General features: G+C 69.2%; 2 protein-coding genes. One reads left to right on the top strand and one right to left on the bottom strand.

Translation table 11 applies throughout. The features are described 5' to 3' along the window. Nucleotides 1-220, bottom strand: a 220-nt coding sequence (locus tag AABA84_RS34990; protein ID WP_338314378.1) for a helix-turn-helix domain-containing protein, incomplete at its 3' end; no start/stop codon positions are given. Between the two features lie 105 nt (nucleotides 221-325). Here AABA84_RS34990 and AABA84_RS34985 point away from each other — a divergent pair. Further along, on the top strand, nucleotides 326-773 hold a 448-nt coding region (locus AABA84_RS34985), incomplete at its 3' end, for an NAD-dependent epimerase/dehydratase family protein (protein WP_338314377.1).

The following is a 773-nucleotide window of genomic DNA, read 5'->3' as shown; positions in this document are numbered from 1 at the left end:
TGCGGTCGAGCACGTCGGCCGACGGCGCCCCGCCGCGGCCCTGCTCCAGCCAGGTGTACCAGGTCGGACTGATATTGGCGCGCTGCGCCACCTCCTCGCGGCGCAAGCCGGGCGTGCGCCTGCGGCTGCCGGCAAAGCCAAACGCGGCGGCATCGAGCCTGGTGCGGCGATCCCGGAGATAGGCCCCGAGCAGGTTCTCGGCGGTGACGGTCTCGCTCATGCTGTTAGCTATTATACCCTGATAAACTCACTACTTTACCCGGATATCTGTAACGCGGATGGTCGTCTCCACCAACCCCTCCCCGCCAATTCCTGGAGATTGCTCATGCGTGTATTCGTCACCGGCGCCACCGGCTTCGTCGGCTCCGCCGTCGTTGCCGACCTGATCGCCGCCGGCCACCGCGTCGCCGGCCTTGCCCGGACCGATGCGGCTGCCGCGGGCCTCACCGCGATGGGCGCCGAGGTCCATCGCGGCTCGCTGGAGGATCACGCCTCCTTACGCAGCGGCGCGGCCGCCGCCGACGGCGTGCTTCACCTCGCCTTCAACCACGACTTCTCGAAATTCACTGAGAATTGCGAGCTCGACCGCCGCGCGATCCTCGCGCTCGGCGACGAGCTGAAAGGCTCCGAACGTCCGTTGATCGTCACCTCGGGCGTCGCGCTGCTCGCGCCGGGACGGCTCGCCACCGAGGACGATGCGGCGGCCCGCCACTTTCCGCGCGTGTCGGAAGCGACCGCCGAAGAGCTCGCTGACCGCGGCGTCCGCGCCGGCA

The sequence above is a fragment of the Bradyrhizobium sp. TM239 genome, assembly GCF_036247985.1.
GTDB lineage: Bacteria > Pseudomonadota > Alphaproteobacteria > Rhizobiales > Xanthobacteraceae > Bradyrhizobium > Bradyrhizobium ottawaense.
Note: the sequence above shows the minus strand (reverse complement) of the source record. Positions and strands in the feature narration are given on the sequence as shown.